Raw genomic sequence first — 24520 nt, forward strand, 5'->3', positions numbered from 1 at the left:
GTCAGCCAGGCGACATCCACCCGCCAACTGTTCGCACCGCGTTGCAGGTAAATGTTGCCGCCACTGGAGCCGCCATCCGGGTAGAACTCGATCGCCCCCTCCCGGACGATGACAGGTCGGCGGCGGTGGTCAGGCGCAGGTGCATGCCCTCGGGCAGGCGCTGTTCGGCCTGGTTGTCGACTCGATAACTGTTGCGCAGCAGATCCACGTGCAAGGTGGCCGGTTGCCCGCTCAGCACGGCGTGGTTGCGGGCACTGCGCAGGGCCAGGCCCAGTTCGCGTCGGGCCTGGCGTTCGCGGGCGTTGTCCAGGCCGCCGGCAACGCCATGGGCCAGCAGGCTGACACCGGTCGCGATGATCAGCAGCACCACCAGCATTTCCAGCAGGGTGAACCCCCGTGCGACACCGAGGCCGGTCATGGCTATTCCCAGTTGCCCAGGTCGGCGTTGTAGCCATCGCCGCCGGGTTGTCCGTCCTTGCCGAGGAAGACCAGGTCGAAGGCACCATGGGCACCGGGGGCGCGATAGCCGAAGCCATGACCGTAGGGGTCCAGCAGGTCGCTGGGTTTGGCATAGGGCCCGTTCCAGTGGTGGACATTGGCCGGCGCATTCGTCAAGTCGAGCAGTTCCCTGGGCGGCGCGCCGACGTCCAGGGCGTAGCCTTCGATCTTCATCGACAGGCTGGCCAGTTGTGCCTTGCCCGCGCCGTACTTGCCCTTGTCGATATTGGCCCCGACCTGGCGCACGACGATGGTGGCGATCACCCCGAGCAGCACGATCACGGCGAGCATTTCCAGCAGGGTGAAACCGGGGTGACGGTACAGCGAATGCTTGCGACGCATGGTGGATTCCCTTCAGAGGTTATTGGTCAGGCTCATCAGCGGCAGCATGATCGCCAGCATGATCACGCCCACCAGCGCCGCCATCAGCAGCGTCATGCCGGGGACCAGGGCGGCGAGCAGGCGATCGATATGGCGTTTGGCCTCGGCGTCGAAAATGCTCGCGACCTTGAGCAGCATCCGTTCCAGTTGCCCAGACTCCTCACCGACCTGAATCATCTGGATCGCCAGTTCCGGGAAGGTCGCGGTGGCGTGCAGGGCGGTCGACAACGGGCTGCCGTCCTTGACCTTGACGATGGTCTGCTCGACCGAATCGCGCAGTACCTGGTTGCGGCAGACCTGGCGGGCGATGTCGAACGCGCCGACCAGGGCGACTCCCTGGCCCAGCAGCGTGCCCAGCGTATGGGCCAGCCGCGCGGTTTCCAGGCGTAACAGCAGGGGGCCGATGACCCGTGCGCGGAGCATCAGGCGGTGGTATTGCAGGCGACCCCGGGTCGTTCGCAGGTGCTGGACCAGCCAGGCGAGCAGCAGGAGCATGGCCCCGAACAGAGGCAGGAAGTAGTGGCCCAGAAACTGGCCGAGGGCGAGGATCACTTCGGTGATCAGCGGGACGGGTACGCCCAGGCCGCTGAAGATCGGCACGAACTGCGGCACCACATAGGCCAGCAGCAGGACCAGCGAACCCAGCACGCCAACCAGCAGGAAGGCCGGATAGATCAGTGCGTTGATCACCTCGCCACGGACTTTCCGGGTCCGTTCCAGGTAGGCGGCCAGGTGTCCCAGCGTATCGCCCAGGGCACCGCCGGCTTCTCCGGCGCGCACCAGGCTGAGGTACAACGGCGAGAAGGACGGGCCCTCGGCGGCCATGACCGCCGACAACGGCTGGCCGCCCTTGACCCCCTCATGGAGGCGTTCGAGCAGGCGCCGCGCCTGGGGTTTGCCCGGCTGACGAACCAGGGTCGTGAGCGCTCGCTCCAGCGGCTGGCCGGCATCGAGCAGCGTGGCCAGTTGCAGGGTGAACCGCTCCAGGTCCTGGCCGGCCAGGGGGGCAGGATGGAACCACGACCCGCTGACGGCACTGCCGGCCAGCGCCGGTTCGAGTTGCAGGATCAGCAGGCCACGTTCCTGCAACTGGCTGGCGGCTTCGTCGTCGTCCGCTGCATCGAGTGCCCCGTCGAGGGGGTTGCCGTTCGGGTCGAGGGCGCGATAGCGATAGTGTTCCATGGCTATTCGCCCTGGGTGACGCGCAGGACTTCTTCCAGGCTGGTGATACCCGCCAGGGCCTGGCGCAAGCCGTCCTCGTACAGGGTTCGCAGCCCGCCGGCGCGGGCCGCCTGTTCCAGGGTCGCGGCATCGGCGTGGCGCATGAGCAGCGAGCGCAGGCTTTCGTTCATCACCAGCAGTTCACTGAGGGCGCTGCGTCCGCGATAACCACTGCCGGGGGCATCCGCGCGGGGGCGGTAGAGGCGGATCGGACGTTCGTCGGTAAAGCGCTGCAGTTGATGCTCGGCCACCAGTTCCGCTGGCGCCTCGAAGCTTTCCCGCCACTCGGGGGCCAGCCTGCGCACCAGGCGCTGGGCGAGAATGCCGTTGACTGTCGAGGCGATCAGGTAGCTTTCGACGCCCATGTCGAGCAGGCGGGTGATGCTGGCGGCGGCGCTGTTGGTGTGCAGGGTGGACAGCACCAGGTGGCCGGTCAGCGAGGACTGGATGGCGATCCGGCAGGTTTCCAGGTCGCGCATTTCGCCGATCATGATCACGTCCGGGTCCTGGCGCACGATGGAACGCAGTACTTTGGCGAAATCCAGGCCGATACCCGGCTTGACCTGGATCTGATTGATCCCCTCCAACTGGTATTCGACCGGGTCCTCGACGGTGATGATCTTGCGTTCGGCGGTATTGAGCCGCGACAGGGCGGTGTACAGGGTGGTGGTCTTGCCCGAGCCGGTAGGGCCGGTGACCAGCAGGATGCCGTGGGGCCGTTCGAGCACGCCCAGCAGGGCGTCCAGGCGCGCGCCATCGAAGCCCAGGCTCTGGAAATCGAACGTCACGGTCTGGCGATCGAGCAGGCGCATCACCACCGACTCGCCGAAACTGGTGGGCACGGTGGAGACCCGCAGGTCCAGCTCCTTGCCCTGCATGCGCAGCATGATGCGGCCGTCCTGCGGCAGGCGGCGTTCGGCGATATCCAGCCGAGCCATGATCTTGATACGCGAGATCACCGCGGCCGATGAGCCGACGGGGGGCGCCTCGGCCAGTTGGAGCACGCCATCGACGCGGTAACGGATATTGAGCTGGTTCTCGAACGGCTCGATATGGATGTCCGAGGCCCGTTGTTCGACGGCCCGTTGCAGCAGCAGGTTGACCAGGCGGATCACCGGGGCTTCGGAAGCGAGATCCTTGAGGTGTTCGATATCGGTTTTTTGGTTGCCGGTATCTTCCTCCAGGTTCTCGATCAGCGTGCCCATCGCGCTGCGGCCTCGTCCGTAGTAGCGCTCGATCAGTTGCTCGATATCGCCGCGTTGGCCGATGGACAGGCGCACCGGGCATTGGCAGGCATAGGCCAGGGCATGCAGGGCATCGGGCTGGTTCGGGTTGGCGATCAACACATGCAGCTCGCTGCCCGGGCAGGACAGCGGGACCAGGCAATGCTCCTTGAGAAAGCGCGGTGCCAGCTCCGGTGGCGTCTCCAACTGCGCGGGGGCGTCCGCCAGGGTCAGCACGGGCGTCTCCAGCAGGGTCGACCAGGCCTGGGCCAGGTCCTGCTCGGACACCAGGCCCAGGCGTGCGAGCAGTTCGGTCGAGTCGTGCCGTGCGTTGCCGTCCTGCAACTGCTGGGTCCGCTCGATATCGATGCGTTTCAGGCGACCTTCGCTGACCAGCCAGTCGATGGCCAGTCTGTCCGGATTCGGGGACATCAGGGCGTTCATGCTGCGCTCTCCAGGCTCCATGCCTCGGGTACAGCATGAGTCCGATGGCCTCGGGCGCCTACTGTCAGAAATGACAGTTCCGCTGACCGTTGGTCGGTTTGCCAGGGGCTCAGGCATACCGCCAAGGCCCCATGACCATTGGTCCGAACTGTCAGAAATGACAGTAGGCGGCCTTTCAGGTGCAGGGATAGCTTGGCGTGGATGGAGGAGTTTTGGTTTCCATTCCTTCGACCATTCGGTCGATGGTCAGATTCGCAGGAGCGATATCATGTCCACTTCTATTGCTAGAAAAGTGTTGGGCCCGGTTTTTCTGCTGTTGGGCCTCTTGTCCGCATTACCGGCTTCGGCCAACGTGATCGTGTCATGCACGGGGACGCTGGATGGTGCCCTCGACCCAGGCCTCACTTCGGTTGCCGCGCCTCAGGTCGGAGAGGTGCAAGCCAGCATCGTTTCCTCGGCGACTTGCACCCTGGTGGGGACCACCGTTCAGCCTGCCAGATTGGAACTGAGTGCGACCGTGAGCTCCGGCTCATGTACCGGTTTTACGTTGAATCCGGGGAGCACCAACATGACGATCACCTGGGATGACAACTCGACGAGCGCGGCGACCTTTGCCCCTTCCAACCCGTTGACCTTTTTGTTGCCGGGGCCTCTTGCGGGCAGTTTCCTGATCACTAGCGGACATGCTGCTGGCCATACGATGGTCATCACGGGGGTACCGTCCATAAGCGCTGCACTGGCGGCCTGCCTACTTCCCGGCGCGGCACCGGTCCGGCACCTGGGCTTCCCGATTTCCTTCGTTGTGATCTGAGGCCATCGAAAACGGGGGAGCAGGGCTCCCCCCGTTTCAAGCGCTTGAAGTGCCTGCGCCCGGCCCGCTCAGCGCAACCAGATCTCGCTGACCGAATGATCGCGGGACTTGCGCACCACCAGGTCGGCGCGCTCGCGGGTCGGCAGGATGTTTTCCAGCAGGTTGACCCGGTTGATGTCGTGCCAGATCTGCCGGGCGGCCTCCGGAGCCTCCTCGGGCGGCAGGTCGGCCAGTTTGCGGAAGTAGGCGCCACGTGCACGGAACGCGGTCTTCTGCAGCAGCAGGAAGCGGTCGACGTACCACTGCTCGATATCCTGCTCGTCGGCATCCAGGTAGATCGAGAAGTCGAAGAAGTCGGAGACGATGGTGCTCGGCCGCGCGCCGTCGTTGCCATGGGTCTGCAGCACGTTCAGCCCCTCGAAGATCAGGATGTCCGGCCGATTCACCACCTGGTACTGGTCCGGAACGATATCGTAGCTGACGTGGGAATAGATCGGCGCCCGCACCTCGTCTTCGCCGGCCTTGATGTTGGCGAGGAATTTGACCATCTGCCGGCGGTCGTAGCTTTCCGGGAAGCCCTTGCGGTGCATGATGCCGTCGGCGACCAGCTTGCTGTTGGGGTAGAGGAAGCCGTCGGTGGTGACCAGGGCGACGTTCGGGTGGTCCGGCCAGCGCGCCATCAGCGCCTGCAGGACGCGGGCGAAGGTGCTCTTGCCCACCGCGACGCTGCCGGCGATCGCCAGGATGTAGGGGCCGCGCGGGCTGGCGCGGCCGAGAAAGGTGTCCTTGATGCCGGCCAGGTTGCGGGCCGCGCCGACGTGCAGGCTGATCAGGCGCGACAGCGGCAGGTAGACGTTGGCAACGTCCTCGAGGGAAATGTCCTCGTTGACTCCGCGCAGGGCCGCCAGGTCGTCTTCCGACAGCGTCAGCGGGGTGTTGGCGCGCAGTCCGGCCCACTCCGTGCGGCTCATTACCAGATAGTCATCAGCGGTCATTGGTTATTGTTCCACGTCCTGTTCAATCGGCTGATTATCCAACGAGTTGCCCCTGTCTGTCCGAAGGTCAGAATAATCTTTTGAATCCATTGGATATTCTGTAGCCTTGCGGCGCTGAAAAGCACTCCATGCCTGATGGATTCACCTTCCCGGTCGCTGCTTCACCTAGGCTGTGTACGAAATTGTTTGAAACGCAGGTTAGGCAAGGCAAAAACCGGCGAGGAAGCGGAGTTTACTGGAGTAAATGAGCATTCCGAGCCGGTTTTTAACGCCGCATAACCAAGTTTCAAGCGATTTCGTACATAGCCTAATATCCCGCTTCGGAAAGAGGCGGGGGCCGGGGTATACTCGACTTTCGCGCTCACGCGCTTGCAGGTCTTGCGAACATGACGCAAATTTCCGAACGCCTTCTGGTTCAAGCCCACCTCGACGCCAAGCAACCCAAACCGTTGAGTGCCGAGCAGGAGGCGCCGCTCCGTGCCGAAATCGCCGCCGAGCTCAAGGCTCAGGACGCGGTGCTGGTGGCCCACTTCTACTGCGACCCGATCATCCAGGCCCTGGCCGAGGAAACCGGCGGTTGCGTGTCCGACTCCCTGGAAATGGCCCGTTTCGGCGCCGCTCACCCGGCCAAGACCGTGCTGGTGGCCGGTGTGCGCTTCATGGGCGAGACGGCGAAAATCCTCACGCCGGAAAAACGCATCCTGATGCCGACCCTGGACGCGACCTGCTCGCTGGACCTGGGCTGTCCGGTGGACGAGTTCTCCGCCTTCTGCGACCAGCATCCGGAGCGCACCGTGGTGGTGTATGCCAACACCTCGGCGGCGGTCAAGGCGCGGGCGGACTGGGTGGTGACCTCCAGTTGCGCGCTGGAAATCGTCGAAAGCCTGATGGACAACGGCGAGAAGATCATCTGGGCGCCGGACAAGCACCTGGGCCGCTATATCCAGAAGCAGACCGGCGCCGACATGCTGCTGTGGGACGGTGCCTGCATCGTTCACGAGGAATTCAAGTCCCGGCAACTGGAAGACATGAAGGCGCTGTACCCCGATGCGGCGATCCTGGTCCACCCGGAATCGCCCGAGTCGGTGATCGACCTGGCCGATGCGGTCGGCTCCACCAGCCAGTTGATCAAGGCGGCGCAGACCTTGCCGAACAAGACCTTCATCGTCGCCACCGATCGCGGCATCTTCTACAAGATGCAGCAGTTGTGTCCGGACAAGGTCTTCATCGAGGCGCCGACCGCCGGTAACGGTGCGGCGTGCCGCAGTTGCGCCCACTGCCCGTGGATGGCGATGAATACCCTGGAGCGCACGCTGCAGTGCCTGCGCGAGGGCAGTAACGAGATCTTCGTCGATCCGTCGATCATTCCGCGGGCGGTACGCCCCTTGAAGCGGATGCTGGACTTCACCCAGGCGGCACGGATGAAGCTGAGCGGCAACGCCTGAGCCGTTTTCGCTTTGCGAGGTGTGTGGGTTCCGGGTAGGGCTTAGCGGCCTCTTCGCGGGCAAGCCTCGCTCCTACAAGGGATAGTGTCATGCGCCAAACGGTGTACGACGCAAATCCGTAGGAGCGCGGCTTGCCCGCGAAGACAGTCGCAAGCCTGGCTCGCCCCCCCAAGCCACCGGCATCACCCTCGGATCCGGTGTGAGCGCCAGCGCTTGCGTCAGCCGCCCATCATGTCCTTGACCAGGCGTTCCTGGTCGATCATTTCCTTCTGCCGCGCGTCGATCCGCGAGGCCAGCTGGAAGTTCGGCGCCCGGCGCTTGGCGAAGTCCAGTTGCTGGATCGCCTGCTTGTAGTCGCCAACCAGGGCGAAGTATTCGGCCCGCGCCTGGTGCAGGCCGATGATGTTGCCGGACTGGCCACGGGTTTCGGCGATCTGGTACCAGATGTCCGGGTCATCCGCACGGGTCTTGAGCAGGTCGACCAGCACCTTCTCGGCTTCGGCAGGCTTGTTCTGCTTGCCCAGCAGGTCGACCTGGAGCTGCTTGAGCGGATAGTTGCCCGGATACAGGGCCAGCATCCGCTCGGTGCGCTGCGCGGCATCCGGCAGGCGGCCGCTGCTGATGTCGAGCTCGATCTGGGCCAGGTTGTAGATGATTTCGTTGGGCGACTTGGCCAGCAGTGGCTTGAGGTTCTCCCGCGCATCATTCAACTGGCTGCCCTTGATCTGGGCGATGGCCAGGCCATAGCGGGCGATCTCGGACTTGGGGTTTTCGTCCAGTTGGGCGCGGAAGCGCTTGGCCGCCAGCCCCGGGGAATCCTCGTAGGAGAGCATGACCCGGGCGCGAATCAGTTGGTAGCGCAGGCTGTCCTCGATACCGCCGGGCTTGGCCTGTTCGGCGCGGTTGCGGGTGTCGGCGATCCGCGATTCGGTGACCGGGTGGGTCAACAGGAATTCCGGTGGCTTGGCATCGAAGCGGTAGATGCGCATCAGGCGTTCGAACATGGTCGGCATGTTGCGCGGATCGTAGCCGGCCTTCTCCAGGTTGAGGATGCCGATCCGGTCGGCCTCCTGCTCGTTCTGGCGGGAGAAGCGCTGTTTCTCCTGGAAGGCGGCGGCCTGGGTCCCGGCGATGGTGGCGATACCGGCATCGCCACCGCCGGCCGCAGCGACGATGATCCCGGTCAGCAGGGCTGCCATCATCGGCAACTGCATGCGTTGCTGGGCTTCGACGCCGCGGGCGAAGTGACGTTGCGACAGGTGCGCCAGTTCGTGGGCCAGTACCGAGGCGTACTCGCCTTCGGTCTGGGCGTTGAGGAACAGGCCGCCGTTGATCCCGATGATCCCCCGGGTGCGGCGAAGGCGTTGAGCTGGTTGCTGTCGATCAGGATGAATTCCAGGCGCCGGTCCTGTACCTGGCTGGTTTCGACCAGCTTGTAGACCGTGGTTTCCACGTAGTCCTTGAGCTGCGGATCGTTCAGTTGCTTGACCTGGCTGCGCAGCAGGCTCAGCCAGGCGCGGCCCAACTGGTATTCCTGCTGGGGCGAGACGATGGCGGAGCTGGCGTCACCGAGTGACGGCAGGTCGTCGGCGAAGCCGGGGGAGGCGAGCAGGCAGGCGAGCGTCAGCAGGGTGGGGCGCAGAAATGTCATGCACAGGGCTCTAGTTCGGCAAAGCCCTTACTGTAGCCGCACACCACGTCGACGACCAGAGGTGGTATCGCTTGGGTTATCCTAGGCGGCTCGAACCCTCCGATCCGACACGCCGCCAGGAGTGAAGCAATGACCGACGCTGTAGAGTACGACGCCGAGCTGGATGCCAGCGGCCTGAACTGCCCGCTGCCACTGCTCAAGGCCAAGCTTGAACTCAATCGCCTGGCCAGCGGCGCGGTACTCAAGGTGATCGCCACCGATGCCGGTTCGCAGCGGGATTTCCGCACCTTCGCCAAACTGGCCGGGCATACGCTGTTGCGCGAGGAGGAAGACGCCGGGGTCTATCGCTATTGGCTGCGCAAGGCCTGAATGTCCAGCACTTAAATCGTTAGGGATTATTGATGTTCAAAGTGTTACGTGACTGGATCCAGCGCTACTTTTCCGACGAGGAAGCGGTGGTATTGGCCGTTCTGCTGTTCCTGGCGTTCACGGCCGTGCTGACCCTGGGCAAGATGCTCGCGCCGGTCCTGGCGGGCATGGTTCTGGCCTATCTGATGCAGGGCCTGGTGTTTGGCCTGGAGCGCATGCGCCTGCCTGGCGCGGCTGCGGTCGGCCTGGTGTTCGCGCTGTTCATGGGTTGCCTGTTGCTGTTCATGCTGGTGGTGGTGCCGCTGCTCTGGCACCAGTTGATCACGCTGTTCAACGAGTTGCCGGGGATGCTGGCCAAGTGGCAGTCGTTGCTGCTGTTGCTGCCGGAACGTTATCCACACCTGGTGTCCGACGAGCAGGTGTTGCAGGCGATCGAGGTGGCGCGGGGCGAAATCGGCAAGTTCGGCCAGTGGGCGCTGACCTTCTCGCTGTCCAGCCTGCCGCTGCTGGTCAACATGATGATCTACCTGGTGCTGGTGCCGATCCTGGTGTTCTTCTTCCTCAAGGACCGGGCGAAGATCCGCGACTGGGTGCGTGGCTACCTGCCGCGCGAGCGGGCGCTGATCACCCGGGTGGCGGAGGAAATGAACCGGCAGATTGCCAACTACATCCGTGGCAAGGTGATCGAGATCATCATCTGCGGTGGGGTCACCTACATCGCTTTCGTCGCACTGGGCCTCAATTACGCCGCCTTGCTGGCCCTGCTGGTGGGGCTCTCGGTGGTGGTGCCGTATGTCGGCGCGGTGGTGGTGACCGTGCCGGTGACCCTGATCGCGCTGTTCCAGTGGGGCTGGAGCGACCAGTTCATCTACCTGATGGCGGTCTACGGGATCATCCAGACCCTCGATGGCAACGTGCTGGTGCCGCTGCTGTTCTCCGGGGCGGTGAACCTGCACCCGGTGGCGATCATCTGCGCGGTGCTGCTGTTTGGCGGGTTGTGGGGCTTCTGGGGGGTGTTCTTCGCCATTCCGCTGGCGACGCTGTTCAAGGCCGTGCTGGATGCCTGGCCGCGCAGGGAGCCGATCGTGGCGCCGTTGCTGTAGGAGGATTGGCTTTTTTGTGGGAGCGGGCTTGCCCGCGAAGCTTTTGGCGGTCTTGCGGGCCTCTTCGCGGGCAAGCCCTGCTCCTACAGTTCGGTGTCGATCACAACATTCACGTACTACACCAGCCTGTAGGAGCAGGCGGTGCGGCGATCCGACTTGCCCGCGAAGCTTCTAGCGGCCCAACCGGTCAGGCCTTGTTCAGCGCCTGCGCCGCGGCCAGTACCTCGTCCACGTGGCCCGGCACCTTCACGCCCCGCCATTCCTGGCGCAGCACGCCTTTCGCATCGATCAGGAACGTGCTGCGGTCGACGCCCAGGTATTCCTTGCCGTAGAGCTTCTTCAGCTTGATCACGTCGAACAGCTGGCAGACCGCCTCATCCTTGTCGCTGATCAGCTCGAAGGGAAACGCCTGCTTGCACTTGAAGTTCTCGTGGGACTTCAGACCATCGCGCGAAACGCCGAAAACCTCGGTGTTGGCCGCCTGGAATGCCGCGTACTGGTCGCGAAAGCCCTGGCCCTCGGTGGTGCAGCCCGGGGTGCTGTCCTTGGGGTAGAAGTAGATCACCACCTGCTTGCCCTTCAACTCGGACAGGCTGACGGTCTTGCCGCTGGTGGCAGGTGCCTGGAAATCGGTTACGGCTTCATTGATGACAACGGCCATGCTGGCTCCTTACATGGGGTTCTGTGGGCGCCACGGTTCGATCAGCGCATCGAGGTTCATCGCGTCGGCGAAATCCAGGAACTGGTCGCGCAACCAGCTGATCTGCACGCCGGGCGGCAGGGTCACGGTGAAGGTGGCGTTGAGCATGGTGCCGCCGGTGTGCGGGGCCAGGTAGGTGTCGCAGGTCAGGTTCTCCAGGTCGACGTTGTGGTCGATGAAGAACTGGCACAGTTCGTTGATGATGTCCGAACGGTAGGCCGAGCTGACATAGGCGACATACGGCAGGGCCTGGGGACGGTTCTCCAGGGCACCGCTGCGCACCACGTTGACGGTCAGGTTGTGCTTCTTCGCCAGGTTCGGCAGGGCGGCCTCAAGGCGGGCCAGGGCGTCCCAGTTGCCGGAAATCTGCAGGACCAGCGCGCTGTACTCGCCATGGCGGGTCAGGCGCGAGGTCACCACGGCGCAGCGGTTTTCATGGCTGGCGCGGCACAGGACGTTGGTCAGCTCCATGGGGTTGGCGCCGAGGGCACTGATGACAAGGAATTGTTCGCGGACAGTGGGGGTGGACATGCAGCATTCCTAAAGCGATGAGCGGTCGGTACGTCGGGGCGTCATGGTTCGGCTCCTGCCCCGCGTGATGCTCGACGGCCGGGAAACGCGTCAAACCCTTGCATCGGCCTCTCAGGTGCGGGCGAGAGCGGGCGGCGGCAAGGCTGGAGCGGGTTTCGGGCGGCGAAAAGGGAGTCTGGAACCCGGCACATGACTGACTCAGTACCGATCAAAGTCTGAAGGGTAGCGAAAACCGGCGCCAAGGGGAATGCTCATGGCGAGTACTTCGCTTGTACAAGGCTGATGGCGCCAGTACCATTACCGCTCTCTTTTTCCGGCAGGAGCGGTTGCATGATTGCGGGCAGTATGGTGGCACTGGTCACACCCATGGATGCACAGGGTAATCTTGACTGGGACAGCCTGACCAAGCTGGTGGACTTCCACCTGCAAAACGGCACCAATGCCATTGTCGCGGTCGGCACCACGGGTGAGTCGGCGACCCTCGACGTGCACGAGCACATCGAAGTCATTCGTCGTGTGGTCGACCAGGTTGCCGGGCGCATCCCGGTGATCGCCGGCACGGGCGCCAACTCGACCCGCGAAGCGATCGAGCTGACCAGCAACGCCAAGAGCGCCGGCGCCGATGCCTGCCTGCTGGTGACCCCGTACTACAACAAGCCGACCCAGGAAGGCCTGTACCAGCATTTCCGTGCGATCGCCGAAGCGGTCGACATCCCGCAGATCCTCTACAACGTACCGGGCCGTACCGCTTGCGACATGCAGGCCGAGACCGTGATCCGCCTGTCGAGCGTGCCAAACATCATCGGCATCAAGGAAGCCACCGGCGACCTGGAGCGCGCCAAGGCCATCCTGGCCGGCGTGAGCAGCGACTTCCTGGTCTACTCCGGCGACGACGCCACCGCGGTCGAGCTGATGCTGCTCGGCGGCAAGGGCAATATCTCGGTGACTGCCAACGTCGCCCCGCGTGAAATGAGCGAGTTGTGCGCCGCTGCGCTGCGTGGCGATGCCGACACCGCCCGTGCGATCCACCAGAAACTGATGCCGCTGAACAAGACCCTGTTCATCGAATCCAACCCGATCCCCGTGAAATGGGCGTTGCATGAGATGGGCCTGATGCCGGACGGTATCCGTCTGCCGCTCACCTGGCTCAGCGCCACCTGTCACGAATCGCTGCGGCAGGCCATGCGCCAGTCCGGCGTCCTGGTTTAATTGAGGAAACACACCGCATGAAGCGATTGGCCGGACTTTCCGCACTTGCCTTGATTATCTCCAGCACCAGTGGCTGTGGCTGGCTTTGGGGCCCGGAAGGCTATTTCCGCGACCGTGGCAGCGACTACCTGGAGGCGCAGCAGACGCCAGCCATGCAGCTGCCGCCGGACATCACCACGGGCAAGCGTCTTGACCCGCTGTTGCCGATCCCGCGCAACGTCGCCAGCGAAACCGTCAAGGGCCCATACGAGGTGCCACGTCCGCAGCCGTTGCAGCTCGCGGCCAGTGCCAGCGACTACAGCCTGCAGAAGAGCGGCGACTCGAGCTGGATCCTGGGCCAGCACCCGCCGGCCGAAGTCTGGTCGGTGGCCATGCAGTTCTTCCAGGACAACGGTTTCCGTATCGACTCGCAACGTCCGCAGACCGGTGAATTCACCACCGCCTGGCAGCACTCCGACGAGCTGTCGGCGAGCCTGGCCAAGCGCCTGGGCAGCAGCGGCGCAGCCGGCAACGAAACCCGCGTGCGGGTACGTATCGAGCCGGGCGTGCAGCGCAATACCAGCGAAATCTACGTGGTCAGCGCCGAGCGTCCGGTGGGCAGCACGGCCAACGTCGACTTCACCGCGCGTTCGGTCAACACCGGCCTGGATTCGGCCCTGGTCGACGAAATGCTCTCGAGCATGAGCCGCAGCGCCGAGAAGGGCGGTTCGGTGTCCCTGCTGGCCGCCCGCGACTTCGATACCCCGAGCCGCGTCAGCCTGAGCCAGGACGGCAGCGGCAACCCGGTACTGAACGTCGGCGAAGACCTCGATCGTGCCTGGTCCAGCGTCGGCCGTGCCCTGGAGCAGGGCCAATGGCGTGTCGAAGACATCAACCGCAGCCTTGGCCTGTACTACATCAACCTGGCGGAAAAGGCCGAGCGCAAGAACGAGGAGCCTGGCTTCTTCGGCAAGCTGTTCGGCAGCAAACCGGCCAAGGAAGAGATCGAAGCCCGTGCCGAGCGCTACCAGGTTCGCCTGAGCAAGGTCGGCGACAGCGTGCAGGTCACCGTCGAGAAGGATATCAACACCGTGGCGCCGGCTGACGTAGCGCGTCGGGTGCTGGGTGTGATTCAGGACAACCTGGGCTGATTGCCGATGCGTTTTGCCGTTCTCGGCAGTGGTAGCCAAGGGAACGGCACACTGATAGCCAGTGGCGACACCTGTGTACTGGTCGATTGTGGTTTCTCCCTGCGGGAAACCGAGCGGCGCCTGGCGCGCCTGGGTATGCACCCGGCGCAACTGAGCGCGATCCTGGTAACCCACGAACATGCCGACCATGTGCATGGCGTGGGTTTGCTGTCTCGGCGCTACAATCTACCGGTGTACCTCAGTCGCGGCACCTTGCGCGGGATGCGCAAGCCTGTGGAGCCCGCGGGGTTCGTGGCGGGGGGCGAAACGCTGCAGATCGGCTCGCTGGCGATCGAGGTGGTTTGCGTCGCCCACGATGCCCTGGAACCGACGCAATACGTGTTCAGCGACGGCCAGCGGCGTTTCGGCCTGCTGACCGACCTGGGTTCGTACTGTGGGACCGTCATGGACCGCTACAGCGGCCTCGATGCACTGATGATCGAGGCCAATCATTGCCGCGACCTTCTGGCACGGGGGCATTACCCGTACTTTCTCAAGCAGCGGGTGGGCGGTGAACGAGGACATCTGAACAACCACCAGGCTGCCAACCTGGTGGCCGAGCTGGGCTGGCAGGGCTTGCAACACCTGGTGCTGGCCCACCTGAGCAGCAAGAACAACCTGCCGCAGCTGGCCCGGCAATGTTTTGTCGACACCCTCGGGTGCGACCCGGACTGGCTGCAACTGGCCGATCAAGATTCAGGGCTCGACTGGCGACATATCGCCGGGCCCAACAATTTAACAAGCGGAGCCCATCATGGAAAAACGTGAAGAACTCTACCGCGGCAAAGCCAAGTCGGTTTACAAGACCGACGACGCCGACCGCTTGATCCTGCTGTTTCGCAACGACACTTCGGCGTTCGACGGCAAGCGCATCGAACAACTCGATCGCAAGGGCATGGTGAACAACAAGTTCAACGCCTTCATCATGCAGAAACTCGAAGCGGCCGGTGTACCGACCCAGTTCGACAAGCTACTGGGCGACAACGAGTCGCTGGTGAAAAAGCTCAACATGATTCCGGTGGAATGCGTGGTGCGTAACTACGCGGCCGGCAGCCTGGTCAAGCGTCTGGGTGTGGAAGAGGGCATGAAGCTCAACCCCTACACCTTCGAACTGTTCCTCAAGGACGACGCCAAGGGTGATCCGTTCATCAACGAATCCCACGTCGTGGCCTTCGGTTGGGGCACCGCCGAGCAACTGGCACGCATGAAGGAACTGTCGCTCAAGGTCAACGAGATCCTGAGCAAGCTGTTCGATGACGCCGGCCTGCTGCTGGTCGACTTCAAGCTGGAATTCGGCGTGTTCAGCGACGGCTCCATCGTTCTGGGCGACGAGTTCAGCCCGGACGGCTGCCGCCTGTGGGACAAGGACACCAAGAAGAAGATGGACAAGGACCGCTTCCGCCAGGGCCTCGGTGACGTCATCGAAGCCTACGAAGAAGTCGCCCATCGCCTGGGTGTACCGCTGTAATCGACGCAAGCATCTGATAGCACGGAATTTTTTTGCTTCAGGGGGTTCGCTTCCGGCAAAAGTGTTGGTATGATGCGCGCCATTGGAGAGATGCCAGAGTGGCCGAATGGGACGGATTCGAAATCCGTTGTACCTTCGCGGGTACCTAGGGTTCGAATCCCTATCTCTCCGCCATAACATGAAAAGCCCCTGAAGTCGCGAGACTCCAGGGGCTTTTTGCATATTGGCGTCACTCAATTTTTTACGCCTCTTGCAGCGATACCGGCTCGACCTCTGGTTTATGCTTGATTCTCATGTGGCTATAACCTATTCGAGTGCGAGCGGTGTCGCTACATGTTTGAACTCGCCTCATCCGACTGCTTTCATTGGCCTGATCAGGCTCTCCGCTGGAATTCCAAACATCTCATGCAGCTTCCAGATCATGGGCAGCGTCAGGGCTCGCTTACCATTCAGTACCTCATAGACTCTATTCTGCCGGCCAATGGCAGGCACAAGGTCAGCCGCTGACAGTCCAGATTGCTCCATCCTCAATTCGACTGTATTGGCATCAAACCCCGTCAATCCTGGGAGTGCCAGGCGCAAACCTTGAGAAAATGTGAGTTTTCAGAGTGCTGGGCTCAGGCCTGCAGATAGCCTTGAATACGCCGCAGAAAACCGGCTTCGAATGCGTCTCGACCAGTTTGCGTGAGATAAAGTCGGCGCCGTCGCGCCAGTTCGGCCCAGAGTGGCGAGGCATCGGCCTGCTGCAGCCAGCGTTCGGCCTCGCGGGCCCCCTCGGCGAGTTGGCGGGCGTAGTGGCTGTCCCAGGGCGTCGGTGGTTCGTGGGTGTCGTTGGCGGCGCGGCGTGTTGCCGGGATGTGGATAGCGCGGGGCTGGGGCGATTCCAGTCGCTGAAGCGCCAGGGTGTAGAGTGCAATGCCATCGGCGATCAGGCGATGGGCCAGGCGTTCCTGTTCCGGGTCACGAAAGGCCACGCAGCGGGCGCCGTCCAGGCAGAACCTGGCGGCGACTCGAAAATGTGCGGCGGCTTCCAGAGGATTCAGAGAGGCCAGCCGGATCAGGTCGGACGGCGGTAGGCGAGACAGTAGCGAGCGATCAATCATGGAGGGGGCCTCCGTGATCGCGATGCAACGAAGCTGGACGTAGCGGGCGGTGCCCGTGCGTAAAAGGGGGTAGGCCATTCTCCTTGTCTCCTCGGACGATTTAGGAACTGACTCCCACCGTTGTCACGCGGATTAGGGAGGCAGACCGTGCGAGGGTGACAAACCGGCGTCCGAGGGAACCGGCCAGGCCTAAGCCTGCCCCACACGGTCCGCCATAGGTGTACTAGCCGGGCGCCAACAGACGGCAGCTAAACAGCCATGACGCGATACCGCGCCTCGAACACTTTCAGGTTGTCACACCCGACCACAGGATTGACTGCGGCGAGACTAGGCTAGTGGCGGCGCTGCCAATCTAATAGTCAGGTATCGGCTACGCAATGGAAGTGCGGGTCTTATTGTTTTGTAGGACTTTTCGTTTAGCGGAGGGCGCAAGCCAGCGCCCTTGGTTGAGGGGCATACCACGCAGCGTTACGGATTCACCTGGTGTCCGTTGCATGCCGTATCGGGCGCTGCGGCTTCCGTTCCCGAGACGGGGCGATGGGAGACTACCTTGGACAGGCCGACTCCCAGGGCCTGGAGCACCTTCAGCACGGTCGACAGTTTCGGGTCGCCACCGGTCGCCAGGGACCTGTAGAGATTCGGCCTGGCCAGGCCGGTGTTTTGAGAGAGGCTGCTCATGCCACCCCTCGCTTCTACAAGACGACGGATGGCGATAAGAAACGCGTCTTCCCCGCCGACCTCGTCGATTTCCTCGAGCGCGACAGACAGATACTCAAGGGCAAATGTTTCGTCGTCTCGAAGCATTTCAAGAACGCTGTCTTCGTGAGAACGAGTCCGGGTCGTCATTTTCCTTTCACCTTGTGGTTTATCCAGAGAGCCTTGGCTTGATTGATGTCGTTCTGCTGTCTGTCCTTGGAGCCTCCGCCCAGCAGGAAAATGACCTTTCGGCCTTCCAGGGCGTAATAGACACGGTAGCCAGGACCCAAATCGAGCTTCATTTCAAACACGCCATCGCCCACCGGCTCGGTTACGCCAAAATGGCCGAGAGAGGCACGGTCGACCCGGGCGGTGATTCTTGCCCTGGTGCGAACGTCTCGCACGCTATCGAGCCAGGCCTGGTAGATATCCACGCCATTGGCAGACAGTAAGTGTTCCACCTCGTACATCCTGAATGTACCTTAAAAGAGACATTTGGTTGATTGGATTTTTGTATGGATCTCGCTGGTTGGGTGAGGTAGCCACCCGTATCGGTAGCGCCGAGTAGCCGTGAAAGGGCTTGGGGCGTAGGGACGAGGCTCGAGGGAGCGGTGACGAAATCAGGCTAGCGCCGGTGGACTCAGCCTCACAGTCAGGCGTCGGCTATGCAGCATCGCGTGCGGCTCTTATTGCTTCGTAGGTTTTTTCGCTGTGCGCGTCCTGGCTGGTGCGTGCCCCCCGTCACTGGGCGGGATTTCCTGAAACACCCCTTGTACACTGGGGGCGTTCCGGGGAGAGGGGGAGTAACGGATGAATCGCAACGAGCTGCGCAAGGCCGACATCAACCTGATGGTGGTGTTCGAGGCGCTGATGCTGGAGCGCAATGTCACGCGGGTGGCGGAAAAGCTCTTTCTGGGCCAGCCGACCATCAGCTCGGCGCTCAATCGCCTGCGGGCGATGTTCAACGATCCGCTGTTCATCCGCGTCGGCCATCGCATGGAGCCGACCGCCCGGGCCGAGGAGCTCATCCAGTACCTGTCGCCGGCCCTCGACTCGCTGTCCAATGCCCTGAGCCTGACCCACGATTTCGACCCGGCCAGCAGCACCATGACCTTTCGCATCGGGCTGTCGGACGACGTCGAATTCGGCCTGTTGCCCAACCTGCTGCGCGCCCTGCGCCAGGAGGCGCCGAATGTGATGATCGTGGTCCAGCACGTCGACTACTGGCGTATTCCGGACCTGCTCGCCTCCGGCGATATCACGGTCGGCATCAGCCAGACCCGCGGCCTGCCGGCCAACGCCAAGCGCAAGCTGCTGCGGCACATCCAGCCGATGCTGCTGCGCGCCGATGCCTCGTCGACGCCCATGAGCCTGGATGAATACTGTGCCCGCCCGCATGTGCTGGTGTCCCACACGGCGAACGTCAGCAGCCTGGCCGATGAGTGGCTGGCGGAAATCGGCCGCAAGCGCCATGTGGTGCTGTCGGTACCGCAATACAGCGCCTTGCCGGCCCTGCTGGCGGGGACCGACCTGATCGCCGGCCTGCCGGACTACGCGGCGCTGGCGATGGCCGCGTCGGGCTCGGTGTTTGCCGAACCTCTGCCGTTCAAGACGCCGACTCTCGACCTGTCGATGGTCTGGCTCGGCATCGTCGACACCGACCCGGCTGAACGCTGGCTGCGTTCGCGGCTGGAGCAATTCATGAGCGACCGCCTGCCCCCGGCGCTTGCGTGAGGTTTTTCTGACCGCTTCGACAGGACGCGTGCTATACCTTTCGCTTTGTCCACCGACCTTTCGGAGCTAGCGCATGCCTCACGTTTTCCTGGAATACACCTCGAACCTGACCGATTTCGAGCCCGACAGCGCCCTGCTACGGATCAACCATGTGCTGGTGGCGTCCGGTCAGTTCGCGGCGGAGTCCGCCATCAAGAGCCGGGCGACCCGGGTGGAGAGCTTTCGCGTGGGCACCGGCCTGAATGTGCGTGGTTTCGTGCATGTGAAACTGGCCCTGCTGAGTGGGCGCTCTGCGCAAGTCAAGGCACAACTTTCCGAGAGCCTGCTGGCCGGCTTGCAGGAACGCGGCAATTGGCCGGCGTCGGTCGAAGTGCAACTGTCGGTGGAATTGGTGGACCTGGATCGTGAGTCTTACGGAGAAATCACGCTCTGACCTGATATTGTTTAGTCGCCGGGCAACCGAGCATCATGAAAACTGTATTTAATGGCTGATTCCGGCGTGTGAGTCTGCAGCTCTTCTGTTCACTGCGGCAGGCTCATGGACGCGCGCATCAACCCGATCAGGCAGGACGTGTCGGCCGTTGGCCAGGCGCCGGGTATCGATGCTGCCGGTCTGTCGATGGCGGCCCTGCCCAGCGCGGTCGCGCTGCCTTGCGAACTGGCCTTCTGGGCGCTGTGGCATTGCCGCCATGCGCGTCCGCCGGATGTTCTCCCTTCCCGTTGAGTCATTTCACTGACTGCGGGCGGCCCTTGTCCGCCGCCCGGGTCGACATGGCGGGCGTCGTTGCGCCCGCCTGACGCGGAATAGGAGAAAACGCCCCATGAGTGTTGCCTGTCAGTCCTTCGCTGCGCTGGAAGAAGCCCGGTCGTTCCTGGAACGGAACCCGGATATCGAAATGTTCGAGCTGTTTATCATCGATAACAACGGTGTGCCGCGCGGCAAACTGCTGCACCGGGACGAACTGCTGGCGGTGTATGCCGGCGGCCGGCCCTTGCCGAGCACGATCCTCGGCCTGACCCTCAACGGCGACGATGTGGAAAACTCCGGGCTGGTCTGGGACGTCGGCGATATCGACTGTCGTGCCTATCCCATCGCTGGCAGCCTGCAGCGCATGCCCTGGCGGCGGATACCGACTGCGGCGGTGCAGGTCGGCATGCACCCCAGCGAGGGGCTGCCAGCGGCGGTGGCCGATCCACGCCAGTTGCTGGCCAAGGTGGTCGGGCAACTCCAGGCCGCAGGCTACTACCCGGTGATGGCGGCCGAGCTGGAGTTCTACCTGCTCGACCAGCAGCGCGACAGCAACGGCCGCCCGCAGCCGGCCCGCGACGCCGATGGTGGGCGGCCACGGACCACGCAGGTCTATGGCTTGCGCGAGCTGGAGCAGATCGAACCATTTCTCGCCGACCTTTACGAGGCCTGCAAGCTGCAGGGCATTCCCGCGCGCACGGCGATTTCCGAATATGCCCCCGGCCAGGTGGAAATCACCCTCGAACACCGTGCCGATGCCTTGCAGGCGATGGATGAGGCGGTGCGCTACAAGCGATTGGTCAAGGGCGTGGCCCACAAGCATGGGATGATCGCCTGCTTCATGGCCAAGCCCTTCGATGACCAGGCCGGTACCGGCATGCACATGCACGTGAGCCTGGCCGACAGGGAAGGGAACAACCTGTTCGCCAGCGACGCGGCCGAGGGCACGCCGCTGCTCAGGCAGGCGGTGGGCGGCATGCTCGCGACCCTGCTCGATTCGTTGCTGCTGTTCTGTCCCCATGCCAACTCCTACCGGCGTTTCCAGAGCAACAGCTACGCGCCGCTGGCCGCGACCTGGGGGATCGACAACCGCACCGTGAGCCTGCGGGTGCCGGGTGGGCCGGCGGCGTCGCGGCATATCGAGCACCGGATCTGCGGCGCCGATGCCAATCCCTACCTGGCGGCCGCGGCGATCCTGGCGGGCATCCATCACGGCATCGTTGCGCAACGGGATCCCGGCGCGCCGATCGAAGGCAACGGCTATGCCCAGGCCGGCGAGCGCCTGCCCACCGACTGGCTGACCAGCCTGCGGGCGCTGGAGGGTTCCCGCTGGGCGCGCGAGACATTCGGCGACGAGTTCCTTGGCGTTTATCTGGCGGTCAAGCGTGCCGAGTATCGGCAATTCATGGGCGAGGTGGGCGAGCAGGACTGGCGCTGGTACCTGCACCCGGCGTGAAAGTCACGGCTTGATGCGGCCGCGGCGTATTTTTCACGAAATGTTGATGCCCACCTGACTAAGGTTCGAGTGCTGTCGGGAGAAGCTTCCCCGCTCGCGACAGCGCTTCCGATCGTCGGTCAATGCAACAGAGTCCGTCAGACATGTCAGTGCCATCGCCTTCACTCGTCGAGCTTGAGTTCGCCCGCCAGCATGCGCGCGAGCATGCACGGGTGTGCCGTGATGCTCATCCCCAGGGCGTATTGGCGCGCATTGGGCATTGGCGTGAAGAGTGCCTGGTGCGCCAGGCGCTGAAGATGGCCGGTGAACCGGGCCTGGTGCTGGACCTGCCCTGTGGCGCCGGGCGTTTCTGGCCGGTGTTGGCCAGGCGTGGCAACCGCGTGGTGCTGGCGGCGGACTCGTCGCGGGAAATGCTCGAACACTGCGCGGTGCATCATCCCCCGAGCTGTTCAGGCGGGTCAGGACCTTCCAGAGTTCGGCGTTCGCCATCGGCCTGCCGGAAAATGCGGTGGACTGCATTTTCTGCGTGCCATTGTTCGCCCATATCGCCGAGTGCGAGCACCGCCTGGCGATCCTCGGCGAGTTTCACCGGGTCAGTCGCGACACGGTGATTCTGTCCGTGTGCCTGGGCGGCAATCTGATGGCCTGGCGCCACCGCCACGCGACCGTTCGTCCGGAACTGGAAAACCAGCCGGTGCTGCTGGGCAAGGCGCAGATCGAAGCCGAGTTCCACGAGGCCGGTTTCGAGATCGTCGGCCATCGTGACTTCCTGCCGGGGTGTGCCATGCGTCGGGTCTATGTCCTGCGCAAGGACAGCTGATATCTTCCGGGCCCTGCGAACTTGACGAGTAAGACTATTCTTTCAGCGCAGCGAGGCATTCGCTCACGCACTTGCAGCGCGGATGCTCGGAAATCGCCTGTAGCGATATATACTGCGCGCCATTCTTCAAGGGAGAGCCGTGTGGCCATCGATATTCACTGGATCCGCGACAACGATAGCCTCGGTCGGCATTGCACTGAATGGCAGCAACTACCTTTCGTTGCCCTCGACACCGAATTCATGCGGGTCGACACCTTTTATCCCATCGCCGGGCTGATCCAGATCGGTGATGGCGCGCGCGCTTACCTGATCGACCCGTTGACCATCGACAACTGGCACCCCCTGGCCGCGCTGCTGGACAACCCGGCAGTGGTCAAGGTCGTGCACGCCTGCAGCGAAGACCTCGAAGTCCTGTTGCGCCTGACCGGCAGCCTGCCGACGCCGTTGTTCGACACCCAACTGGCCGCGGGCTACCTGAACCTGGGCTTTTCCATGGGCTATTCGCGGCTGGTCCAGGAAGTTCTCGGTATCGAGCTGCCCAAGGGCGAAACCCGCTCCGACTGGCTGCAACGCCCGCTGTCGGACACCCAGGTCAGCTATGCCGCCGAGGATGCGCTGCACCTGGCCGAGGTCTACAGCCGCCTGCGCCCGCAACTGTCCGACGACAAGTATGCCTGGGTGCTGGAGGATGGTGCCGAACTGGTCGCCAACCTGCGCCGCGAGGTCGACCCCAACGAGATCTATCGCGACGCCAAGCTCGCCTGGAAACTGTCCCGGGCGCAACTGGCGGTGCTGCGGGAACTCTGTGCCTGGCGCGAACGCGAGGCCCGTGCCCGAGACCTGCCGCGCAACCGGATCATCCGCGAGCACTCGTTGTGGCCGTTGGCCAAGAGCCAGCCGGACAACCTGGTGACCCTGGCCCGCATCGAAGACATGCACCCACGCACCGTGCGCCAGGACGGCGAGTTCCTGCTCGAGCTGATCAGGCGCGCGGCCAGCCTGCCGATGGACCAGTGGCCGCCGGCGGTGCCCGAGCCCCTGCCGATCGAGGCCGGAGCGCTGGTCAAGCGCCTGCGCGCGGTGGGCCAGGCGGCGGCCGAGCGGATGAACATCGTGCCGGAACTGATGCTGCGCAAGAAAACCCTGGAAGCGCTGATCAAGAGCGGCTTCCCTGACGGACCCTATCAATTGCCCGATTCGCTGCGTGGCTGGCGTCGCGAATTGCTGGGCCAGGCCCTGCTCGACAGCCTGGCGACTGCCGGAGAACAGCCTTGAAACATATCTGCTCGATCTATCGCAGCCCCCGCAAGAACGAAATGTACCTCTACGTGCTCAAGAGCGAAGCCCTGGAGCGCGTACCGGAAACCCTCCTGCAGGTGTTCGGCAAGCCGCAGCATGCCTTCGACCTGGTGCTGACCCCGAGCGCAAGCTGGCGCGCGAAGATATCCACAAGGTGCTGGAAAACCTCGACAAGCAGGGTTATCACCTGCAGATGCCACCGGCCGAGGACGAGTACATCGAGCACCTGCCCGAAGAGTTGTTGCGGCGCAATGACCCGGTCTGAGCCACACCCCTGAGTGTCCCGGCCTGTGCGGGTTGATGCGAATCAGCCCTACAGGCCACCCGGGCGCTCCATTTCAATGGAATGCATTTCCGGCGGTCGCCGAGCACGATGGAGAGCGCTTCATCGGCGGCCGTCTGCACCGTTTTTGAAAGGTTTGAACCATGCGCGTTCTGATTGCCGAACACGACCACGCCGTGTATGCCCGCCTGCTGCGTCAGGCGCAGCCCGAACTTGAAGTCATGACCAGCGGCGATTCGGCGGTACTGTCGGGAATGGCGGCCGATTGCCCGGTCTGGCTCGGCCAGCCGGACCTGATGGCCAGCCTGTTGCGCCAGGGGCACCGGCCGCAGTGGCTGCAGTCGACCTGGGCGGGGATCACGCCGCTGCTGGCCGAAGGCCTGCCGCGCAACTACCGGCTGACCCGGGCGGTCGGCATTTTCGGCCAGTTGATGGCCGAGTACGTCCTGACCTACATGCTCGGCCATGAGCGCGAGGTGCTGGCGCGGCTGGTCAGCCAGGTCGAGCGCAAGTGGGATAATCGCACCGGCCTGGGGCTGGCGGGGCGCAAGGTGCTGATTGTCGGCGCGGGCGATATCGGCCAGAGCGTGGCGCAGTTCCTGCAGCCGTTCGGCGTCGAGTTGTACGGCATCGCCAGCGAGGCCCGCGAGCAGGCGCCGTTCATCCGGGTCGATGACCTGGAGGCGCTGGGCGAGCGGGTGGGCGAGGTGGACTACGTGGTCAACCTGTTGCCCAATACGCCGGCGACCCATGACCTGTACGACGCGGCGATGTTCAAGCGCTTCAAGCCGACCGGCCTGTTCATCAATGCCGGGCGCGGCGTGTCGGTGGTCGATGCGGACCTGGTGCAAGCGTTGAAGGAGGGCCATCTGGCCGGTGCGGTGATCGATGTCTGCCGCCAGGAACCGTTGCCGCAGCGCCATCCGTTCTGGACGGCCTGGGGATTGCTGCTGACCGGTCACAGCTCGGCGCCGACCTCCCCGCCGATGATGGTGCAGTTGTTCGTCGAGAACCTGCGGGCGTACCAGGCGAGCCAGCCGCTGCGCGGCGAAGTGCGGTTCGAGCGCGGTTACTAGGCCTGCGACTGCCATCTCCCTCAGTTGATCGTTCCCACGCTCCGCGTGGGAACGATCGAAAAGCGCCAGCACCCTCTCGGTCAGCCA

The 24520-nt window shown here is 63.6% G+C and carries 24 protein-coding genes, 1 tRNA gene and 4 pseudogenes; 17 read left to right on the forward strand and 12 right to left on the reverse strand.

The genetic code is table 11. The features are described 5' to 3' along the window. Nucleotide 1: 1 nt before the first annotated feature. From ACZ5KU_RS07680 to gspE, 4 genes are read right to left on the reverse strand one after another with little or no spacing between them, the layout of a single operon-like run. On the reverse strand, nucleotides 2-418 hold the full coding sequence (locus tag ACZ5KU_RS07680; protein ID WP_464736993.1) for a pilus assembly FimT family protein: 417 nt from the start codon (nucleotides 416-418) through the stop codon (nucleotides 2-4). A gap of 2 nt (nucleotides 419-420) precedes the next feature. Continuing rightward, a complete protein-coding gene (gene gspG / locus ACZ5KU_RS07685; protein WP_464736994.1) occupies nucleotides 421-840 on the reverse strand; it encodes a type II secretion system major pseudopilin GspG in 420 nt (139 codons plus the stop codon). 12 nt (nucleotides 841-852) lie between these two features. Beyond that, nucleotides 853-2061 (reverse strand): type II secretion system F family protein, encoded by a 1209-nt coding sequence (locus tag ACZ5KU_RS07690; RefSeq protein WP_464736995.1) that lies wholly within the window; start codon nucleotides 2059-2061, stop codon nucleotides 853-855. A 2-nt stretch (nucleotides 2062-2063) separates the two neighbouring features. Continuing rightward, a complete protein-coding gene (gene gspE / locus ACZ5KU_RS07695; RefSeq protein ID WP_464736996.1) occupies nucleotides 2064-3767 on the reverse strand; it encodes a type II secretion system ATPase GspE in 1704 nt (567 codons plus the stop codon). A gap of 268 nt (nucleotides 3768-4035) precedes the next feature. Between gspE and ACZ5KU_RS07700 the strand changes: the two genes are divergently transcribed. After that, nucleotides 4036-4578, forward strand: a complete 543-nt coding sequence (locus ACZ5KU_RS07700) for a hypothetical protein (protein ID WP_416772253.1) — start codon at nucleotides 4036-4038, stop codon at nucleotides 4576-4578. A gap of 68 nt (nucleotides 4579-4646) precedes the next feature. On the opposite strand, the gene coaA is transcribed toward ACZ5KU_RS07700, so the two are convergent. Continuing rightward, nucleotides 4647-5573 carry a type I pantothenate kinase gene (gene coaA / locus ACZ5KU_RS07705; RefSeq protein WP_054060223.1) on the reverse strand — a complete coding sequence of 309 codons (927 nt, stop codon included), beginning with the start codon at nucleotides 5571-5573 and terminating at the stop codon, nucleotides 4647-4649. A 386-nt stretch (nucleotides 5574-5959) separates the two neighbouring features. On the opposite strand from coaA, the gene nadA reads away from it, so the two are divergent. Then, a complete protein-coding gene (gene nadA, locus ACZ5KU_RS07710; RefSeq protein ID WP_464736997.1) occupies nucleotides 5960-7018 on the forward strand; it encodes a quinolinate synthase NadA in 1059 nt (352 codons plus the stop codon). 218 nt (nucleotides 7019-7236) lie between these two features. On the opposite strand, the pseudogene ACZ5KU_RS07715 reads toward nadA, so the two are convergent. Further along, nucleotides 7237-8669, reverse strand: a pseudogene (locus tag ACZ5KU_RS07715) (M48 family metalloprotease). Between the two features lie 129 nt (nucleotides 8670-8798). Between ACZ5KU_RS07715 and ACZ5KU_RS07720 the strand changes: the two are divergent. Together ACZ5KU_RS07720 and ACZ5KU_RS07725 are read left to right on the forward strand one after the other, a co-directional pair. After that, entirely contained in the window at nucleotides 8799-9038 is a 240-nt protein-coding gene (locus tag ACZ5KU_RS07720) for a sulfurtransferase TusA family protein (RefSeq protein ID WP_054060226.1), read from the forward strand. Between the two features lie 32 nt (nucleotides 9039-9070). Beyond that, nucleotides 9071-10141: an AI-2E family transporter gene (locus ACZ5KU_RS07725; protein ID WP_054060227.1), complete on the forward strand. Its 1071-nt coding sequence runs from the start codon at nucleotides 9071-9073 to the stop codon at nucleotides 10139-10141. 187 nt (nucleotides 10142-10328) lie between these two features. On the opposite strand, the gene ACZ5KU_RS07730 is transcribed toward ACZ5KU_RS07725, so the two are convergent. After that, on the reverse strand, nucleotides 10329-10802 hold the full coding sequence (locus ACZ5KU_RS07730) for a peroxiredoxin (protein WP_054060228.1): 474 nt from the start codon (nucleotides 10800-10802) through the stop codon (nucleotides 10329-10331). A 9-nt stretch (nucleotides 10803-10811) separates the two neighbouring features. Next, the gene (locus tag ACZ5KU_RS07735) at nucleotides 10812-11372 is read right to left on the reverse strand and encodes a glycine cleavage system transcriptional repressor (RefSeq protein WP_054060229.1); all 561 of its coding nucleotides are present in this window, start codon (nucleotides 11370-11372) and stop codon (nucleotides 10812-10814) included. Between the two features lie 330 nt (nucleotides 11373-11702). Here ACZ5KU_RS07735 and dapA point away from each other — a divergent pair, with 330 nt between their 5' ends. The 5 genes from dapA (at nucleotide 11703) to ACZ5KU_RS07760 (ending at nucleotide 15392) form a co-directional block, all read left to right on the forward strand. Continuing rightward, nucleotides 11703-12581 carry a 4-hydroxy-tetrahydrodipicolinate synthase gene (dapA, locus tag ACZ5KU_RS07740; RefSeq protein ID WP_464736998.1) on the forward strand — a complete coding sequence of 293 codons (879 nt, stop codon included), beginning with the start codon at nucleotides 11703-11705 and terminating at the stop codon, nucleotides 12579-12581. Nucleotides 12582-12598: 17 nt separating this feature from the next. Beyond that, entirely contained in the window at nucleotides 12599-13711 is a 1113-nt protein-coding gene (gene bamC / locus ACZ5KU_RS07745; protein WP_054060231.1) for an outer membrane protein assembly factor BamC, read from the forward strand. A 6-nt stretch (nucleotides 13712-13717) separates the two neighbouring features. Then, entirely contained in the window at nucleotides 13718-14518 is an 801-nt protein-coding gene (locus ACZ5KU_RS07750; protein ID WP_464736999.1) for an MBL fold metallo-hydrolase, read from the forward strand. Next, on the forward strand, nucleotides 14505-15218 hold the full coding sequence (gene purC, locus ACZ5KU_RS07755) for a phosphoribosylaminoimidazolesuccinocarboxamide synthase (protein ID WP_464737000.1): 714 nt from the start codon (nucleotides 14505-14507) through the stop codon (nucleotides 15216-15218). The genes ACZ5KU_RS07750 and purC overlap by 14 nt, the downstream gene beginning before the upstream one ends. 84 nt (nucleotides 15219-15302) lie before the next feature. Next, nucleotides 15303-15392: transfer RNA gene (locus ACZ5KU_RS07760), tRNA-Ser, on the forward strand. A gap of 174 nt (nucleotides 15393-15566) precedes the next feature. Here the strand turns inward: ACZ5KU_RS07760 and ACZ5KU_RS07765 are convergent. The 4 genes and pseudogenes from ACZ5KU_RS07765 to ACZ5KU_RS07780 all read right to left on the reverse strand — a co-directional run. Next, nucleotides 15567-15749, reverse strand: a pseudogene (locus ACZ5KU_RS07765) (helix-turn-helix domain-containing protein); the annotation flags it as partial. 86 nt (nucleotides 15750-15835) lie between these two features. After that, nucleotides 15836-16321 (reverse strand): LasR-specific antiactivator QslA, encoded by a 486-nt coding sequence (locus ACZ5KU_RS07770; RefSeq protein WP_464737001.1) that lies wholly within the window; start codon nucleotides 16319-16321, stop codon nucleotides 15836-15838. Between the two features lie 468 nt (nucleotides 16322-16789). After that, on the reverse strand, nucleotides 16790-17167 hold the full coding sequence (locus ACZ5KU_RS07775) for an addiction module antidote protein (protein ID WP_054060233.1): 378 nt from the start codon (nucleotides 17165-17167) through the stop codon (nucleotides 16790-16792). After that, nucleotides 17164-17487, reverse strand: coding sequence for a type II toxin-antitoxin system RelE/ParE family toxin (locus ACZ5KU_RS07780; RefSeq protein WP_054060234.1), 324 nt, complete (start codon nucleotides 17485-17487; stop codon nucleotides 17164-17166). Before ACZ5KU_RS07780 ends, ACZ5KU_RS07775 begins: the two co-directional genes overlap by 4 nt. A gap of 340 nt (nucleotides 17488-17827) precedes the next feature. Here ACZ5KU_RS07780 and ACZ5KU_RS07785 point away from each other — a divergent pair, with 340 nt between their 5' ends. From ACZ5KU_RS07785 to ACZ5KU_RS07820, 8 genes and pseudogenes are all read left to right on the forward strand, one after another. Then, nucleotides 17828-18751 carry a LysR family transcriptional regulator gene (locus tag ACZ5KU_RS07785; RefSeq protein ID WP_419736726.1) on the forward strand — a complete coding sequence of 308 codons (924 nt, stop codon included), beginning with the start codon at nucleotides 17828-17830 and terminating at the stop codon, nucleotides 18749-18751. A gap of 73 nt (nucleotides 18752-18824) precedes the next feature. Continuing rightward, nucleotides 18825-19184: a 5-carboxymethyl-2-hydroxymuconate Delta-isomerase gene (locus ACZ5KU_RS07790; protein ID WP_054064025.1), complete on the forward strand. Its 360-nt coding sequence runs from the start codon at nucleotides 18825-18827 to the stop codon at nucleotides 19182-19184. A 105-nt stretch (nucleotides 19185-19289) separates the two neighbouring features. After that, entirely contained in the window at nucleotides 19290-19475 is a 186-nt protein-coding gene (locus tag ACZ5KU_RS07795) for a hypothetical protein (protein WP_054060237.1), read from the forward strand. 97 nt (nucleotides 19476-19572) lie between these two features. Further along, a complete protein-coding gene (locus tag ACZ5KU_RS07800) occupies nucleotides 19573-20955 on the forward strand; it encodes a glutamine synthetase family protein (protein WP_416772270.1) in 1383 nt (460 codons plus the stop codon). 143 nt (nucleotides 20956-21098) lie between these two features. Further along, nucleotides 21099-21775, forward strand: a pseudogene (locus ACZ5KU_RS07805) (class I SAM-dependent methyltransferase). A 141-nt stretch (nucleotides 21776-21916) separates the two neighbouring features. Beyond that, nucleotides 21917-23050 carry a ribonuclease D gene (gene rnd, locus ACZ5KU_RS07810; protein ID WP_464737002.1) on the forward strand — a complete coding sequence of 378 codons (1134 nt, stop codon included), beginning with the start codon at nucleotides 21917-21919 and terminating at the stop codon, nucleotides 23048-23050. Then, nucleotides 23047-23339, forward strand: a pseudogene (locus tag ACZ5KU_RS07815) (YcgL domain-containing protein). The gene rnd and the pseudogene ACZ5KU_RS07815 overlap by 4 nt, the downstream one beginning before the upstream one ends. Before the next feature lie 161 nt (nucleotides 23340-23500). After that, nucleotides 23501-24433, forward strand: coding sequence for a D-2-hydroxyacid dehydrogenase (locus ACZ5KU_RS07820; protein ID WP_054061386.1), 933 nt, complete (start codon nucleotides 23501-23503; stop codon nucleotides 24431-24433). Nucleotides 24434-24520: the final 87 nt, after the last annotated feature.

The organism is Pseudomonas sp. Tof1, from assembly GCF_055390395.1.